This window comes from Wolbachia endosymbiont of Oedothorax gibbosus (assembly GCF_936270145.1).
Classification (GTDB): Bacteria; Pseudomonadota; Alphaproteobacteria; order Rickettsiales; family Anaplasmataceae; genus Wolbachia.
Window position 1 is genome coordinate 1,165,691 of record NZ_OW370537.1, and the last position, 15,387, is coordinate 1,181,077.

21 protein-coding genes and 1 tRNA gene are annotated in these 15,387 nt (G+C 34.5%); 2 read left to right on the forward strand and 20 right to left on the reverse strand.

The features are described 5' to 3' along the window. Positions 1-29: 29 nt before the first annotated feature. From rplL to NBW37_RS05720, 20 genes are all read right to left on the reverse strand, one after another. A complete protein-coding gene (gene rplL, locus NBW37_RS05625) occupies positions 30-431 on the reverse strand; it encodes a 50S ribosomal protein L7/L12 (RefSeq protein ID WP_015588768.1) in 402 nt (133 codons plus the stop codon). Positions 432-457: 26 nt separating this feature from the next. Next, positions 458-976, reverse strand: a complete 519-nt coding sequence (gene rplJ / locus NBW37_RS05630) for a 50S ribosomal protein L10 (protein ID WP_250296083.1) — start codon at positions 974-976, stop codon at positions 458-460. Between the two features lie 12 nt (positions 977-988). Then, positions 989-1,642: a 50S ribosomal protein L1 gene (gene rplA / locus NBW37_RS05635; protein ID WP_250296084.1), complete on the reverse strand. Its 654-nt coding sequence runs from the start codon at positions 1,640-1,642 to the stop codon at positions 989-991. A 4-nt stretch (positions 1,643-1,646) separates the two neighbouring features. Continuing rightward, on the reverse strand, positions 1,647-2,087 hold the full coding sequence (locus tag NBW37_RS05640; RefSeq protein ID WP_250296085.1) for a 50S ribosomal protein L11: 441 nt from the start codon (positions 2,085-2,087) through the stop codon (positions 1,647-1,649). Positions 2,088-2,089: 2 nt separating this feature from the next. Beyond that, on the reverse strand, positions 2,090-2,926 hold the full coding sequence (nusG, locus tag NBW37_RS05645; RefSeq protein WP_370273181.1) for a transcription termination/antitermination protein NusG: 837 nt from the start codon (positions 2,924-2,926) through the stop codon (positions 2,090-2,092). Continuing rightward, positions 2,916-3,116 carry a preprotein translocase subunit SecE gene (secE, locus tag NBW37_RS05650; RefSeq protein ID WP_022626186.1) on the reverse strand — a complete coding sequence of 67 codons (201 nt, stop codon included), beginning with the start codon at positions 3,114-3,116 and terminating at the stop codon, positions 2,916-2,918. The genes nusG and secE overlap by 11 nt, the downstream gene beginning before the upstream one ends. A 19-nt stretch (positions 3,117-3,135) precedes the next feature. Next, positions 3,136-3,208, reverse strand: a tRNA-Trp gene (locus NBW37_RS05655). Positions 3,209-3,221: 13 nt separating this feature from the next. Then, entirely contained in the window at positions 3,222-4,394 is a 1,173-nt protein-coding gene (gene tuf / locus NBW37_RS05660; protein ID WP_250296088.1) for an elongation factor Tu, read from the reverse strand. 11 nt (positions 4,395-4,405) lie between these two features. Next, positions 4,406-6,478: an elongation factor G gene (gene fusA, locus NBW37_RS05665; protein ID WP_250296089.1), complete on the reverse strand. Its 2,073-nt coding sequence runs from the start codon at positions 6,476-6,478 to the stop codon at positions 4,406-4,408. Between the two features lie 21 nt (positions 6,479-6,499). After that, positions 6,500-6,979: a 30S ribosomal protein S7 gene (rpsG, locus tag NBW37_RS05670; RefSeq protein ID WP_250296090.1), complete on the reverse strand. Its 480-nt coding sequence runs from the start codon at positions 6,977-6,979 to the stop codon at positions 6,500-6,502. Between the two features lie 5 nt (positions 6,980-6,984). After that, complete coding sequence (gene rpsL, locus NBW37_RS05675) at positions 6,985-7,359, reverse strand: 30S ribosomal protein S12 (RefSeq protein WP_250296092.1); 375 nt, start codon at positions 7,357-7,359, stop codon at positions 6,985-6,987. A 101-nt stretch (positions 7,360-7,460) separates the two neighbouring features. After that, a complete protein-coding gene (locus tag NBW37_RS05680; RefSeq protein ID WP_250296093.1) occupies positions 7,461-7,847 on the reverse strand; it encodes an SGNH/GDSL hydrolase family protein in 387 nt (128 codons plus the stop codon). 94 nt (positions 7,848-7,941) lie between these two features. Next, positions 7,942-9,894 (reverse strand): RNA polymerase sigma factor RpoD, encoded by a 1,953-nt coding sequence (gene rpoD / locus NBW37_RS05685; protein WP_250296095.1) that lies wholly within the window; start codon positions 9,892-9,894, stop codon positions 7,942-7,944. A 138-nt stretch (positions 9,895-10,032) separates the two neighbouring features. Next, entirely contained in the window at positions 10,033-10,344 is a 312-nt protein-coding gene (locus NBW37_RS05690) for a cation:proton antiporter subunit C (RefSeq protein ID WP_250296096.1), read from the reverse strand. Further along, positions 10,341-10,760, reverse strand: coding sequence for a Na(+)/H(+) antiporter subunit B (locus NBW37_RS05695; protein WP_250296097.1), 420 nt, complete (start codon positions 10,758-10,760; stop codon positions 10,341-10,343). The genes NBW37_RS05690 and NBW37_RS05695 overlap by 4 nt, the downstream gene beginning before the upstream one ends. Further along, on the reverse strand, positions 10,753-11,280 hold the full coding sequence (locus tag NBW37_RS05700) for a DUF4040 domain-containing protein (RefSeq protein WP_250296098.1): 528 nt from the start codon (positions 11,278-11,280) through the stop codon (positions 10,753-10,755). The genes NBW37_RS05695 and NBW37_RS05700 overlap by 8 nt, the downstream gene beginning before the upstream one ends. Before the next feature lies 1 nt (position 11,281). Continuing rightward, positions 11,282-11,569: a monovalent cation/H(+) antiporter subunit G gene (gene mnhG / locus NBW37_RS05705; RefSeq protein ID WP_250296099.1), complete on the reverse strand. Its 288-nt coding sequence runs from the start codon at positions 11,567-11,569 to the stop codon at positions 11,282-11,284. 6 nt (positions 11,570-11,575) lie between these two features. Beyond that, positions 11,576-11,821, reverse strand: a complete 246-nt coding sequence (locus NBW37_RS05710; RefSeq protein WP_320109922.1) for a monovalent cation/H+ antiporter complex subunit F — start codon at positions 11,819-11,821, stop codon at positions 11,576-11,578. Between the two features lie 28 nt (positions 11,822-11,849). Next, on the reverse strand, positions 11,850-12,245 hold the full coding sequence (rpoZ, locus tag NBW37_RS05715; protein WP_250296100.1) for a DNA-directed RNA polymerase subunit omega: 396 nt from the start codon (positions 12,243-12,245) through the stop codon (positions 11,850-11,852). A 59-nt stretch (positions 12,246-12,304) separates the two neighbouring features. After that, complete coding sequence (locus NBW37_RS05720; RefSeq protein ID WP_250296101.1) at positions 12,305-12,601, reverse strand: helix-turn-helix domain-containing protein; 297 nt, start codon at positions 12,599-12,601, stop codon at positions 12,305-12,307. A 432-nt stretch (positions 12,602-13,033) separates the two neighbouring features. Here NBW37_RS05720 and purE point away from each other — a divergent pair, with 432 nt between their 5' ends. Together purE and mutL are read left to right on the forward strand one after the other, a co-directional pair. Continuing rightward, a complete protein-coding gene (gene purE / locus NBW37_RS05725) occupies positions 13,034-13,525 on the forward strand; it encodes a 5-(carboxyamino)imidazole ribonucleotide mutase (protein ID WP_250296102.1) in 492 nt (163 codons plus the stop codon). Between the two features lie 7 nt (positions 13,526-13,532). Continuing rightward, a complete protein-coding gene (gene mutL, locus NBW37_RS05730; RefSeq protein ID WP_250296103.1) occupies positions 13,533-15,359 on the forward strand; it encodes a DNA mismatch repair endonuclease MutL in 1,827 nt (608 codons plus the stop codon). Positions 15,360-15,387: the final 28 nt, after the last annotated feature.

The following is a 15,387-nucleotide window of genomic DNA, read 5'->3' on the forward strand; positions in this document are numbered from 1 at the left end:
ATATCAATATAAAATTAATACATTAAATATTATTCAAGCTCCACTTTAGTTGCTCCTGCTTCAATAAGTTTTTGCTTGATTTTTTCTGCTTCGTCTTTAGGAACATTAGCAGTCAAATCTTTAGGTAAAGATTCAACTAACTCTTTTGCTTCTTTTAAACCCAATGTAGAATTAACCTCTCTCACAGCTTTAATAACTCCTATTTTTTTACTCGCATCAATTTCTTTAATCACAACTTTATATTCAACTTTCTCTTGAGCAGCAGGAGCAGCAGCATTATCGCCAACAGGCGCCCCAGCACCAACAGCTCCACCAAGAAAAGAACCAGCAGGCAACCCTATTTTCTCTTCTAGAACTTTTACAAGTTCAGAAGCCTCTAATAGATTTAAAGATAATATTTTATCAACCAAATCACTTGTTACATTACTCATAATTACCACCTTACTTAACAATAAATTTATTTTTTAGAACTATAATAATCCAACGCTCTCATAAGCCTCATGGAAGATGCATTAATAGACAACGCCAATCGAGCAGGAATATTATAAGATATTAAACGCATAATTTTAATACGCAATTCATCCAGAGAAGGCAACTTAGCCAGTTTATTAACATCTTCCATTGTTAACAATTCATTTAAATGAGCCGCGCAAATCACAGACATTTTTTCTTTGTTAATATTAGCAAAATCAACTATTAATTTTGCAGCTTCTACTATGCCACTAGAGTATATAATAGCAACAGGACCAGAAAATTTGCCTGATAAATAAGAAAATTTGCCAGTCCTTTCCAAAGCCAAGCGAGCTAGAGTGTTTTTAACTACTAATACCCCACCTGCTATAGACTTCAGGCTATTCCTCAGAGTTAATGAATCACTGGCATTTATAGATTTAAAATTTACCAATATCAAGAAATCATTATTTACAAACACATTGGCTATATTTTGTATAAACTCATCCTTATTTTCACGCTTCACGGCATTACTCCCCTAAATTATATCTTCTACTTTGCTTAATTTATAAGCTTTACCCATAGTTGAATTTAAAAAAACACTCTTAAAGTAAACTCCTTTTGCAGAAACAGGTCTACTATCTTTAATCACTTTAAGAAAGGCTTTCAAATTTTCCAGCAAATCATCAATGCCAAATTTTATATTTCCTAATTTACCATGAATAACACCATTTTTATCTGTTCTAAATTTTATCTGACCAGACTTAATGGTTTTAATAGCTTCTGCAATGTTAGAAGTTACAGTACCAAATTTAGGGTTAGGCATCAGTCCTTTAGCACCCAATACTTTTGCAATAGGAGTAATTTTTGCCATAAAATCAGGAGTAGTAATGCACCAATCAACATCCAACTTTCTACCTTTTTTTATTTCTTCAACTAAATCCTCTCCTCCTGCAATATCAGCACCAGCTTTTTCAGCTTCTAATAAATGTTTATCTTGAGCGAAAACAGCTACTTTAATATTCTTCCCGATACCTTTAGGCAAAACTACTGTACCACGCACCTGCTCTTCAGATTTACGTGAATCTACGCCTAAATTGACCGCAATATCAACTGATTCATTAAATTTTGCTGAAGCAGACTCAACAATCTTCTTCAAACACTGCTTAGGATTATCATTATATGTATTCATTTACCTAACCTTCCACAACTTCTATACCCATAGATTTTGCAGTGCCTACAACCATTTTCACTGCTGAATCTTCATTATCCACTTTCATATCTACCATCTTGCACTTTGCCACTTTAATTATAGCAGACATAGGTAATTTAGCCACTAATTCTTTACCAGGATTACCAGAACTTTTACTTAATTTAGCCTCCTGCTTAAGTAAATAAGCCACAGGCGGACCGCTGACAGTAAAATCATGAGAGCGATCATCCTTTATAGAAATTCGCACTGTTACTAAATCGCCTACTTTATAATTAGCGTTAGCAGCGCTAGTAACTTTATTAAAAGCTTCACAAAACTTAGGAACAGGTATACCACGCGGACCAAGTACTGAAGCAATTTTTGGTCCTGGAACTGCTTTTCCAGCTTCCATAAGTAAGTTAATCTTAGCAACTACAACACTCATAATTAATCCTCTATTTTCTCTACTTGAGCCAGATCAAGCTCTATTATTGTCGGCTTACCTAAAATCGATACTTCCACATTAATAATTTTTTTCTCATCGTTTACCATATTTACCTTACCAGTAAAATTTTGAAAAAGACCATCATTAATTTTCACTTTTTCACCTTTTTCATAACCATAACCTAACTTCTTTGTCTCTTGAGCATTATAAAGTGCATTACACATTGAGTGAATCTCATCATCCAAAATTACCTTTGGAATATTACCATTTTTCAAAAATCCATAAACCTTAAGAGATTTTGGTATATTATTGATAAAATTCAATACTTCATCGCATAAATTCACGTATAAAAAGACATAACCAGGAAAGCATTTCCTTCGTGTAGCAATTTTCTTAGATTTCAACTCTATTTCACTTAGTTCTTCATATGGAATAAAAACTTCCTTAAAGTAATCACTAACACCCAATCTCATAGAATTTTCCAATATATGTTGGCGCACTTTCTCTTCACAATTGGAAGCAACTCTCAAGATATACCATTTATATCTATTAAATTCTTTACACTTTAAACTTATCTCATCATCTGAAATCATCTCAAAATCACCAGATTCGCCACTACAGAATCCAGGCGTTTGATTCAAAATATTTTTGCTTTCATCACACAGATGCATATATACATACACTTCACATAACTCTTTTATATCAGACTTTGAATTACATACCGTTTGATAAGGAATAAACACCTCCTTAAAATAAACAGCATTACTTACCAATTCGCGTATGTTTTGCTCATATCCATAATCAACTTTAATGATATACCATTTATATTCACATTCCATAAATAATTCCAAATAAAGCCTTAATTACGTAAAGAGACATAAAATCCACAAAACAGAAGAAAATCGAAAAGCATAATATAACAATCATTACAACAAATAGAGATGACAACACCTCCTGTTTCTTTACCCAAGCAATTCTTCGTATTTCTTGCTTTATATCACAGAAAAAACCACACAAACTTTTTAACATTTCCACCACAACATTAATGCAGGAGCGATAGGAATTGAACCTACAACCTCTGGTTTTGGAGACCAGCGCTCTACCAATTGAGCTACACTCCTATAACTTAAACTCTCACTCCAAAATTTCAGAAACAACACCAGAACCAACAGTTCTACCGCCTTCTCTTATCGCAAAACGCAATCCCTTATCCATTGCTATCGGTACTTGCAATTCTACCTCTACACTCACATTATCTCCTGGCATTACCATCTCCTTCCCATCTAGCAATTTTATGCTCCCAGTTACATCCGTTGTCCTTAAATAAAACTGTGGCTGGTAATTCGCAAAAAATGGTGTATGCCTTCCTCCTTCCTCTTTCTTTAATATATAAACCTCCGCCTTAAACTTTCTATGCGGCGTTATCGTCCCCGGTTTTGCTAATACTTGTCCTCTCTCCACTTCTTCTCTTTTTGTTCCCCTGAGCAATATTCCTACATTGAGTCCTGCACTTCCCTTATCCAGCAACTTCTTAAACATTTCTACACCTGTGCATATCGTCTTTTGCGTCGCTTTCAGGCCTATTATCTCTATCTCTTCTCCCGTCTTTATTTCTCCTTTCTCTATTCTTCCTGTTACCACCGTTCCTCGCCCAGATATCGAAAATACATCTTCGATTGGCAATAAAAATGGTAAATCCACAGGCCTTGGTGGAACCGCTACATATTCATCTAACTTTTCCATCAATTTATCTATTGATTTCTTTCCATATTCGCTGCTGTCATCCTCCAGCGCCTTGAGTGCTGAACCAACCACAACAGGCACTTCATCCCCTGGAAATCCGTATTTATTCAGCAATTCCCTCACTTCCATTTCGACTAAATCCATCATCTCAGCATCAGCAACATCAGCTTTATTTATATACACCACGATATATCCAACACCTACCTGCTTCGCCAGCAATATATGCTCTCTTGTTTGTGGCATTGGCCCATCAACCCCTGACACTACCAATATCGCTGCATCCATCTGTGCTGCACCTACTATCATGTTCTTTACATAATCAGCGTGTCCAGGACAATCAACATGTGCATAATGCCTTTTTTCCGTCTGATACTCAACATGCGCTGTTGCTATTGTTATCCCCCTCTTCCTTTCTTCTGGCGCCTTATCTATCTGATCGTACGCTACAAAATTTCCATAATGCTTTGTTATCGCTGCTGTTAACGTTGTCTTCCCATGATCCACATGTCCTATTGTTCCCACATTTACATGTGGCTTTCCAAATGCTTCCACTACTGCTGTCATAATTATTACCCTTAATTATACTTTAACTTTAATTCATCAACCACATATTGTGGTACTTGTTCATAATAAGAAAAATGCATACTATACTGAGCTCTTCCCTGCGATATAGAACGCAAAACATTTATATAACCAAACATATTCGCAAGAGGTACAAAAGCAAGAATTATAGTGCTACTATTATGTGTTTCCATACTTGAAACTTGCCCCCTTCTGCTATTTACATCGCCCATGATATCACCCATATACTCTTCAGGCGTAATGATTTCAACTTTCATCACAGGTTCTAACATTTTTGGACCAGCTTTATTTGCCATCTCTTTAAAAGCACCTTTAGCAGCAAGCTCAAAAGCTAAAGGACTTGAGTCAACTTCATGAAAAGCACCATCAATAAGAGTAGCTTTAAAGTCAATAACTGGAAACCCAGAAATTATACCACCTTCTTTGATCAACTCTAATCCATTCTCCACACCAGGAATATATTCTTTTGGAATAGCACCACCTACAATTTTGCTCTCAAACTGAAACCCAGATCCGGGCTCAAGAGGCTCAAATTTTATTTTAACCTTAGCAAATTGACCAGCACCACCGGACTGTTTTTTATGAGTATAATCAATTTCAACAGATTTAGTGATAGTTTCACGATATGCAACTTGAGGCGCACCGACGTTAGCTTCAACGTTAAACTCGCGCTTCATTCTATCAACAATAATCTCAAGATGCAGCTCACCCATGCCTTTCAATATAGTCTGTCCACTCTCCGCATTTACTGACATTCTTAAAGAAGGATCTTCTGCAACCAATCTATTTAAAGCAACACCTAATTTTTCCTGATCTGAAGTAGTTTTAGGTTCCACAGCAATTTCAATAACAGGCTCAGGAAATTCCATACGCTCTAATAATATAGGAAAATCAGGTGAACATAAAGTGTCACCAGTAATTGTTCTCTTTAATCCAACTAAAGCAACTATATCGCCAACTTTAGCTTCGTTTATATCTTCTCTGTTATTTGCATGCATAAGCAACATCCTGCCAATTCCTTCAGTCTCATTTTTTCCCGCATTTAACACAGCAGATTTAGATTTTAACTTACCGGAATAAATACGAATAAACGTCAAGCTACCTACAAACTTATCCGTCATCACTTTAAATGCAAGAGCAACGAATTTCTCTTTTTCTGAAGGTTTGATCTCAATTTTCTTTTCTGAATCTTTAGGGTCAGTTCCAACAATTACATCAATATCAATAGGAGAAGGTAAAAAGTCAACCACACCATCTAAAAGTGGTTGTACGCCTTTATTTTTAAAAGCTGATCCACATAATACAGGGACAAATTTTCCTTTAATGGCCCCATTTCTCACACATTTTTTCAGTAAATCCACTGGCAGATCATTAGACTCAAAGTAAGTATTCATTGCTTCATCATCCATCTCAGCTGCAGCATCTAATAAAAGATTTCGATATTCTTGAGCCTTATCAAGCAAATCAGAAGGAATATCTTCATAAGAAAATTTAGCGCCCAACGTTTCTTCTTGCCATATAATGGCTTTCATAGAAATAAGGTCAATTATACCTTTGAAATCTTTCTCACTTCCTATTGGCAACTGAATGACTAAAGGTGCTGCACCAAGCTTCGTCTTTATCATATCGACACATCGATAAAAATTTGCCCCTATTCTATCCATCTTATTAACAAAGCAGATACGAGGAACACTATATTTATCAGCTTGACGCCAAACTGTCTCAGATTGAGGCTCAACTCCAGCAACTCCATCAAATACAGCAACTGCACCATCTAAAACCCTTAAAGACCTCTCAACTTCAATAGTGAAATCAACGTGACCAGGAGTGTCTATTATATTAACCCTATGATCATTCCAAAAACATGTTGTTGCAGCAGATGTAATTGTAATACCACGCTCTTTTTCCTGCTCCATCCAATCCATAGAAGCTGCACCATCATGCACTTCACCAATTCTATTTTGTTTACCAGTATAAAATAAAATACGCTCTGTTGTGGTAGTCTTACCAGCATCTATGTGAGCCATTATTCCTATATTTCTGTATTTAGATATTCCAACTTCCATATCACAATTAATTAGCTAACATTAAAAACGAAGATGAGAAAATGCCTTATTAGCCTCAGCCATTTTATATTTTTCTTCGCACATCTTAAACGCACCACCGCGTTTATTATAAGCATCCAGTATTTCAGATTGCAAACAATCAACAGTGGTTTTTCCACTCTTTTTTCGAGCAGCAGAAGTTGCTTTAGCAATCCACCTTAACGCTAAAGAAACCGCTCTATCTTGTCGAACTTCAACAGGCACTTGATAAGTTGCACCACCAATGCGTCGAGAACGCACTTCTATAGAAGGAGTAACATTTCCTACCGCTGTTTCAAAAATTGATAACCCACCTTCACCTATTTTCTTTTCAGCTAAAGACAAAGCGCCATAGATAATCTTTTCTGCAGTAGATTTTTTACCACATTTCATGATTGTATTAATGAAACGCATCAGCAAAACACTGCCGTAACGCGAATCAGGACTTATTTCTCTTTTTTTTGCTTTATTCCGACGAGCCATAAACTTTAACCAGATTTCTTTACACCATATTTTGAACGAGCTTTCTTCCGATTTTGCACACCACGCAGATCAAGGGCACCTCTTATTATGTGATAACGCACACCTGGCAAATCTTTAACCCGCCCACCACGTATCAAAACAACAGAGTGCTCTTGTAAATTATGACCTTCACCAGGTATATAAGCTATCACTTCACCATATCCACTAATTTTTACTCTGGCTACCTTACGGAGTGCTGAGTTAGGTTTCCTAGGAGTTGTAGTATACACTTTAGTGCAAACACCTCTCCTTTGAGGGTTACTTTCTCCCAAAGCTGGTGCCTTTTTCTTATGGGTCAATCCTAATCTACCCTTACGTATTAATTGATTTATCGTAGGCATATGTTATAAACTCAAGCTCATAAGTTTTTAGTTATAAAATAATAAACCTCAATAGTCAATATAAAAATAAACATTACTACTCTAATAATTAAGCTCAATAACTATTCATACCATCTGAGTAAGGTCTTTCTTTTCATTTTAGAGTTAAGATCAAATGCTTTTATTTCAAGATCTGTATTTTTCTTCATATAATCTAAGCCATTAGCCAATTTTGCATTGAAACTCTCCGCAAGCTTTGTAGCTAATTCCCTTGCTTCTTCATCTCTATTAAAAGCTGATACTAAGCTAATGTCAGGTGCGTTTGCAACAACTACATGCTTAACACCATGTTCACTTAGAACCTTAAGTGCGTTACATATTTCACTCACTGCTTGTTCCAATACTTCTTCCGCTTTAGTATCGTCATAAGCAGTAGCAACCATACCATCATTTCCGCTGATCACGATGAAAAATAAATCTTCTTTACCTATACCTGGTTTATTTGCCACAATATTTACTATATCCAATCATGTTGTTTCATGAGATTCATAAAAAAAGAAAAATAGTGGTGAAATCAGCTTCTTCTTAACTTGACACGTATACTTAAAAGAACCCTCTCAGTTTTCTAGCGCGGCTTGGATGTTTCAACTTGCGCAGTGCTTTTGCCTCTATTTGCCTAATTCTCTCACGTGTTACATTAAAAATTTTTCCTACTTCTTCTAAGGTATGCTCCTTCCCATCTTTACCAAGGCCAAAACGCATTCTTAAAATTCTTTCTTCCTTTGGTGTTAAAGTTGCAAGAACATTGGTTGTAATACCGCGCAAGTCAGCAAGTATTGCAGCATCTTCTGGTCTGGAGACTCGCTTGTCTTCTATACAATCACCGAAGGTACTACTATCATCTTTTCCTGTTGGAGCTTCAAGACTTACTGGATCCCTTGCTATTTTCATAACTTTGCGTATTCTTTCCAGTGGCATTGTCAGTTCTACACTCAATTCCTCTAACGTCGGCTCCTTTCCCATCTCATGAGTCATCTTTCTTAATGCTCTGTTGATTTTACTGATAATTTCTACCATATGAACTGGTATTCTAACTACTTTGGACTGCTCAGGTATTGCCCTAGTGATTGATTGTCTTACCCACCAAGTGCCATAAGTTGAAAATTTATATCCACGTTTGTAATCAAACTTATCCACAGCCTTCATAAGACCAATATTGCCTTCTTGTATCAAATCAAGCAGATCAAGGCCTCTTTTTGAATACTTCTTAGCAATGGAAACTACTAGCCTTAAGTTAGCCTTAATCATTTCTTGCTTTGCTTCAGAGACTTCTCGTTCGTGTTTTTGTATTCTCCTGATTAGCTCCTTAAATTCTTGCACATTATCTTCTTGTATATAATGCTTAATACCGCTTAAGGTACTAGCTATATACTCAGAGTTATCATCTATAAACCTTAAAAATTTGTTTTTTAATTCACCTGTAAAAGAGGACTGATTTTCATTGATCTTTAAAAGACTTATCTCTTTTGACTCGTGCTTTAAAAGCACGTCATCATAAATTTTATAGAAACTTTCTCTATCGATATTGTATTTTCTAGCCTCAGCAATAAGATTAGCCTCATCAAGCGTGATGGATCTATTTATCTTATAAAGTTCTTGTGTAATTCTGGTAATAGCAGCATCACTTAACTTAATTTGTAATGCTATAGACCATATTTGATTATATAAACTCTCTAGTTCATCAGAGGAATCTTTAGAATTTTTTCTTAATACCAATGCTTCATTTGCTAAAGTAATTATCTCATCCAATGCAACTATGACCTTTGGTAATAAGTCACTTTCCATTTCAAGAATAGAAACATTTAAACTCGCTGAATTTATATCTTCATTATCACTCTCTTTCTCATCATCGCCTTTTTCTCCATCACCAACACAATATTCGTCATCTTTAGCATCTTCAGAAATATCCTTAGAATCCTCAACATCTTCAGCACTTTCTTCACTCTCTTCACTTTCTTCTTTAGGTACCACATTAAAATCAGAGTTATAAATTGCATCCAGATCTATAATTTCTCTCAGTAAGAGAGCTCCATTACTTAAATCATCACGCCATACTTTTATCACCTTTAATGTTACTGATGTTTCAATTATTGCGCGTAACATGTTATGCTTTTCAGATTCAATTTTTTTTGCTATCTCGATTTCATCTGCCCTTGACAAAAGCTTTACAGAGCTCATGTCTTGTAAATAAATCCTTACTGGATCATCATTTTGTACTAAAGTTGCAGTAACATTTGGCAATGTGTCATCATCATCAAGTTTACTATCATCACTGTTGGAAGGAATATCTTCTTCATCTTCGCTACTTTCAAGCACATTAATTCCGGAGTCCTGCAATAAAGATATAGCATCATCTATAAAGTCAGACGAAAAATTTTCATCTGATAATTTATCATTTATATCATCAAAGGTGATAAAACCACCCTTTTTTATACTTTTAGTTACAAGATCTCTGATAATTTTTTTCTTATCTTCTGCATCATTAATAATTGACATCATTACCTTTATAGTTTATAATTTTATTCCTTATTAACAAACAAACTTACAACGAGCAAGTCTATAATTTTACTTTTAGCGTGTGGCTATTTGTTACTTCATATAGCTTAAGATACTGTTAATTTATGTACACTTGTCTTAATCAATTGTTCCATACTTTTCTTCCATTTTTACTGCTATGGACAATCCAACTGAAAATGTTGCAATTCCAACCACTATAGCAGTAAGCATTAAAACATGAGGTATAGGATTGCTATATAAATAAAAATTTGAAACCAATATAGGAGGCAAAGAACTTTTTATATATCCTAGAGATATGTAAAACAACAAAACAGATGCTTGGAAGACGCTTATCCCTATCATTTTCTTGATTAAATTTTTATCGTTTATAATAATATATAAACCTAGCACCATTAATACAATAATAATCGTATAATTATATAAAGTCATTGTTTTTTCCTACGAGCAAAATTCATATATATAATTAACATAGAGGAGCAGACAGTAAATGCTACACCTAATTCCACCAAAAAAATACCCAATTTTTGACCGGTTCTATTATTGGCTGACAAGATATCATAAGATAAAAAATTTTGGCCAAGTAAAGTTGTTGCAACGCCCGTTCCTCCATAAATTAAAATACCGAGCACGTTAGTCAATCTAACCACAGAATAAGGTATTGCTTTTAGAGTTGTAGATACACCAAATAGCATTGAATATAATATTATCCCGGAGGCAATAATTATTCCTGCTTGAAAACCTCCACCTGGAGTGTAATCACCGTGAAATTGTATGTATAAACCAAATAAAATGATAAAAGGTATCATCAAAAATGTTACTACATTTAATATCGGATCTTTAATCATTTTCTTTTTCTTCTTTTAATATCAATGTTATACAAAGCGCAGCAGTAAAAACCACTATAGTTTCTCCAAACGTGTCATAACCACGAAAACTTGCCAAAACAGCTGTCACTATATTAGGAATACCGGTAGCTTTTTCGGTATTTTCCACATAATAAGGAGCAACATGCAAGTGAATCGGAGCATTGTGGCTGCCAAAATCTGGCAATTGAATCATAAAATATGACAAACATACAGCCAGAAATAACATAAAAAAAAGCGTTATAGGGTTATGAGATAGATTTACTTTATGATTCTTTATCAAGGAGAGTGCTGCAAACGTAAAAACCGTACCGAGCCCCGCACCAACAGAAGCTTCAGTAATTGCAACATCAGGTGCATTCATAATTAAGTATATAAGCGCAATAAGTGAACTAAATACACACATTAGAATAGCACTTGCGACTAAATGTCGCGAGAAGACTATCAAAACCGTAACTGTTAGTAACAACAAAAGTAGCACTACATTTAATATTTCTAACACCTTAACCTTCTTTAACAGTTTTTTTCTTAACTTTATAATAAGTGCGCGCTAAAATATAGCTATTAGTTGAGCTAGTTACCCATATTATAAGAATTAATAATATTATTTTAACAGTATTGATTGAAAATTCATTCTGCAGAGTAAAACCAATTAACAATAACGTTGCACCACTAGAATCTGTAATACCTGCTGCATGTAACCTAGTATAGAAATCAGGAAATCTAATTACTCCCACACTTGAAATGATTACTAAACAAATGCCTAAAAATATAAGAACGGACCCTATCATAAATTATTAAAACAACATTAATCTCATTAGTGCTATAGTTGATATAAAGCTAACGCTAGCATATAACAATGCTATATCAATTAAAAAAAAATTATTCAGAATGATTGATATTGCTGTTATGAGCACAACTACTTGCGTTGAGAAATTATTGAACGCTAAAACCTTATTGTACACATCACTTGACTTAGATACTATGCGACACAACATTACACTCATGCAGAACAACAGTGTATAGATAGCAATGTGAATCATTTAAAGACTATGTAACTTCAGTAAATTTCTAAATGGATACTTCTTCATTGCCATCTTGATCATTTATTTCATCATCCACTTCGTAATCTTGGCTTTCTTGACTTACATCAAGATCTGTGTTATCAGAAAAATCTAATAAATTCGCTAGCTTACTTGTATTACTAATGTAAACATTATTCATATTTCCTTTCATGTACTCCTTGCACCTACCTACCAAAAGGTTAAACAGCTCATGAGTATCCACCTGTTTTTCTGCTATTTCATGTAAGGAAACTATGGTGTTCTTATGGTCTTTAAACTGAGCTGTGTGAACTGGATTACTTGCTCCTGTATTTAAATCATGTGTTCTTTGACTTGCCAATAGAACCAATTTGAAACGGTTACTTACCTGTTCTGTACACTTTTCTACAATAGACTCAGCCATAAGATACTACCTTAATAAGTTTTATACTATATCACAAAAAACAAGTTGTCAACTTGTATCTATTGCGATTCAACCTCATGTTTTACTTTTTCTGCCTCAGATTTTATTTTTTGGCTTTCTGTCATCGTAATTGTTATTTCATGATCAAATTTTTTCAGAAATCCTAACAATCGCTCTAAAGAAAAACCATCTATTTTACCATTTTTAATTTGCGATACCTTTGGCTGATCGATGCAAAGTTTTTCAGCTGCATAAGCCTGAGTCCAAGCATTTTTCTCTATAACTTCATTTATTATATGAAGCAACTTTGTTTTTACTCCTGCACTGTCTAAGTTATTTAACGATATTACTTCCATAATCCTTACACTCACATATCAATTAACTTTATTAAACATTTATAATATTTAATATATCAAGATATTAATATCATATAACTTGTCAATAATTATATGACATCAATATTTAAAACTTTAAGTTGATTATATATTAATATTTTAATCAATTTTCTAGTAATTTTAAATTATCATTTTACTATCAGTCTATCTGAAAAAATCATTTACAGAAAGAACAAGCTAAAATTACAAAGCTTGAAATACAAAAATAATTATTTTATAAATTTATCTTACATAAGAAGTTTATATCTCTATATCTTAACATAGATATTTATTTAAATTTTTAAAATTTCTATTTTAACGAGAATTCTATATATTATATTTATAATATAACTTAAATATTTGTTGCTTTTTAGCTGGAACATTATTTAGTTAGTAAGTAAAATTGTGTTGAATATGACAAAAATAAAAAAAGATATTGCTGTTATTATGGGAAGTGAGTCAGATTACACTACTATGGTCCATACCGTCGATATGTTAAAAGCATTAGAAGTTTCACATGAAATATTCATAATATCTGCACATAGAACGCCAGAAAGGCTCTTCGATTTTGCTAAATCTGCACAAGAAGAAGGTTTTAAGGTTATTATAGCTGGTGCAGGAGGTGCAGCTCATTTACCTGGTATGGTTGCGTCACTAACTTGTTTACCAGTTATCGGCGTTCCTGTGCATAGTAAACAATTAAATGGGCTGGACAGTCTACTCTCTATAGTTCAAATGCCAAAGGGTGTTCCAGTTGCAACCATGTCTATAGGAGAAAATGGAGCATATAATGCTGCCATTACTGCCGTATCTATATTGTCAATTTCTAACAGTGAAATTGCAGGTAGGTTAAAAAAGTGGAGAGAGAAGCAAACCAAAGAAGTAAAAGAAAAACCAGTTTCATAATAAATCTATGGCAATAATCCTTCTAGACACAAAAACCATAAACCGTATAGCAGCGGGGGAGGTGATAGAAAGGCCTGCAAGTGTAGTAAAGGAATTAGTAGAAAATGCAATAGATGCTGGAAGTTCAGAGATAGAGATCAAAATAGAAAGTGGTGGGCGTAACCTTATTATTGTGACAGATGATGGTAACGGAGTAGAAAAAAACGATTTAGAACTTGCGTTTACGCGCCATGCTACTTCAAAATTGAGCGATAGTGAATTAATAGAAATCAAGCATCTTGGGTTTAGAGGAGAAGCCTTACCTTCAATTGCTGCAGTAAGTAGAATAAAGCTATCGTCTAAGGCACATGGAGCAAGTGAGGCGTGGTCTATAAGTTATGAGGGTGGAGAGAAAATAGGGGAGCTAACTCCTTACCCTTTATCACAAGGGACACATATTGAAGTACGAGATTTGTTTTTCGCTACCCCAAATAGACTAAAATTTCTAAAAACCGAAAGAGCAGAAACTCAAAGCATTGTTGATATTGTAAATAACCTAGCAATGATTAACTATCATATAGGGTTTACTCTCACTTCAGGTAATAAAAAGCTCTTAAAATACGCTAAGCAGACTTCGTTATTTCATAGATTGTGTGAAGTAGAAGAAGAATTTCAGGGCAATTCTTTGGAGGTCAATGAAGAAGAAGACGGCATTAAACTTACGGGACACATCTGTAAGCCGACCGTCAATCGTGGTAAGTCAACTCAGATCTATACGTTTGTTAATGGAAGGCCAATTAAAGATAATCTACTTATTGGTGCAGTTAGGTACGCATATCATGATTTTATTCCAAGCGATAGGTATCCTTTTGCAGCGTTACATTTAGAGATACCTTATGATCAAGTAGATGTAAATGTGCATCCAAATAAGTCAGAAGTAAGGTTTCAGAATAAGAAGCTCATATATGAGATAATGACAAGAGGATTAATTAAAGCATTGTCAAGAAGGATAGGCACTTTTCCAGTGCATGACCAGAAAATGGATTCAACATTGCCGGATCCTTTTGATAAGTCTAATGTTCAAAAAGAATTGTATGAAAAAAGACCAAGTCCTTTTAAAAATCAACTAATAAAAGAATTTGCTTCTCCAAATGAAAAAGCAAAAGGCTTATCAGAACAGTCAAAATCGTTTGATTATACCGGCATACAAAAACCCCCATCACAAGTGGAGACTATGGTTCTGGAAAAAAAGGTGTTAGAGCAAGTTGATTTGATAGAGAGCCACCCGCTCGGGCTTGCACGCTGTCAGGTCTATAATACTTATATTATTGCAGAGGTAAGGGACAAATTGATTATAGTTGATCAGCATGCAGCCCATGAAAGACTAGTATATGAATGCTTAAAACAAAAATCAAGTATAAAAAGACAAAAACTACTTCTTCCTGAAACGGTTGAAATCAAAAATCAAGCCGGAATGGAGATGATTGAAATCTATAAAGATAAGTTGTTTGAAATGGGTTTTGATATTGAAATCAAATCAGAAAATAAAGTGATAGTAAAAGAAATCCCTGCAATCTTGGGAGCAATAGATGTAAAAGAGATGCTAATTAACATAATTGACAGACTAACGGAAATAGAAGATACATTGCCAGTAGAAGATAAAGTGAACAAAGTGTTGGCCACTATCGCTTGTCATGGATCAATTAGAGCAGGCAGGAAAATGAGGTTAGAGGAGATGAATGAGCTGCTGAGACAAATGGAAAAAACCCCATATTCCGGGCAATGCAACCATGGGAGACCAACTTATATAGAAATGAAATTAAGTGATATTGAAAAACTTTTTGAGCGGAGGTAATGAGGTTGCCATAAATATGTAACCTCGT